Source organism: Paenibacillus tarimensis, assembly GCF_021532315.1.
Classification (GTDB): Bacteria; Bacillota; Bacilli; order Paenibacillales; family Paenibacillaceae; genus Paenibacillus_I; species Paenibacillus_I tarimensis.
The window spans coordinates 1-1,444 of the sequence record NZ_JAKGAO010000055.1; the positions used below are offsets into that span (position 1 = coordinate 1).

A 1,444-nucleotide genomic window follows, 5' to 3' on the forward strand; every position below is an offset into this window, starting at 1 on the left:
AGGTTCAGGCTGAGCGGCTGCTCCACTTCGCCCCGGTAGCTGTCCGCCGAGAGGAAACGGCCGTTCCGAGGGTCATAATTAGAAAAACCTTGAAGACTTTGCCCACAAGGTCCCCTAATATTGTCTATCTTCTCAGTATAGTTTTTCGACGATTGAAGTTAAAAAAACCTTGAAGGATAAGTCCCTCAAGGTCACATTCTTAATCGCCTGCAACATGTATAATTTTAATATTGGCATTACTTAAAAATTGTACTGAGCTATTCAAGGTTGAATGATGCGTGGAATCAATAGATACTCTTATTTGCTTTAAATCTTCCACAAAGCATGAAATTTCAGCACTATCGAGCCAAATGTTGGTTTTGTGTTAATCTTTAATTTCGCTTGAGTACATATAACTACTCCAGTTTGATGTACCCTTAAATATAGCCTCATGCAAACTGCTTGGTATTTCTACTAGCCCCACCCTATTCATTAAATCAATTAATATAATATCCAGCCCCATGGCCCCTCCTAATATTATAGCTAAACGAAAACCAAATTATTTCCAATTGGCTTGCCGTTATGGCTTTGTAGAGGGGCTTTAAGTCAGCTGTGACCTTGTGATTATGGGACTCAAAAGTCAACCTTTTGCGACGCCTCTTCATATGAACTTAAATATAATTTTGATTAAAAAACTCTACATTTTTACCATGGATACTTACATATGTTCCTATAGATAATGGGGTACCTAAAGCCTCAATACAGATAATACTCTCCCCTAGCCGTATAACAGTGTAACCATCATCATCTATAGATTCTATTTTTCCAGTAAGAATTAGGCTGCTATCATCCAATTCTATCTGAGAATGCCTACTTGATGACTTAATAATATTATCCCCCCACGATAAATTATCGTGGATTTCGACTTCAACGTAATATTCAATATTTACTGTCGGTGGATCTCCGTTCCATGATGCTTTGCCATTCCCAATATTCGATTGAAAAGAGACTATGTTTTTCTGATCAATCATCAGAATATCAGTTACAAAAATCTTCATTGAAAACTTTATCCTTTCTATTTTTGAATTCTTACTAAAGTGTTAGTAACAGTCATCGTGTCTGTATTTGGATTATATGTCCATGTTTCTTCATGATAATGCCCCTTGTTTGTCCCAATAGAGTCCATCTCATGCTTTGTGAATCTAATAGCGCGTTTACCATCCGCTGACCATACTCTATCGGGGTCAACTTTTCCTCTTATTGGATGGATATTGGTAACATTACCCGGTCCCAGATATTCATTCCATCTCTCATATACTTTACTCGTTTTTATAGGGTTAGGAGATTTCACTTCAGGCAGAGCATTAACTTTTGTACTAATACTTGGGCCACAATTAATATTATGAACCCAAATTCCCAAATCACTTACATAGTACGTATGGAAGTCAGCAACAGTAAAGTTGTA

The 1,444-nt window shown here is 37.1% G+C and carries 2 protein-coding genes; both read right to left on the reverse strand.

The features are described from left to right. Positions 1 to 650: 650 nt before the first annotated feature. Entirely contained in the window at positions 651 to 1,037 is a 387-nt protein-coding gene (locus tag L1N82_RS23060) for a hypothetical protein (protein WP_235289814.1), read from the reverse strand. A gap of 17 nt (positions 1,038 to 1,054) precedes the next feature. Continuing rightward, the coding region (locus tag L1N82_RS23065) for an HINT domain-containing protein (protein WP_235289815.1) at positions 1,055 to 1,444 on the reverse strand (390 nt) is incomplete at its 5' end.

Coding starts and splice junctions, on each gene's coding strand:
- L1N82_RS23060 (WP_235289814.1), bottom strand. CDS start 1,037: ATGAAGATTTTTGTAACTGATATTCTGATGATTGATCAGAAAAACATA.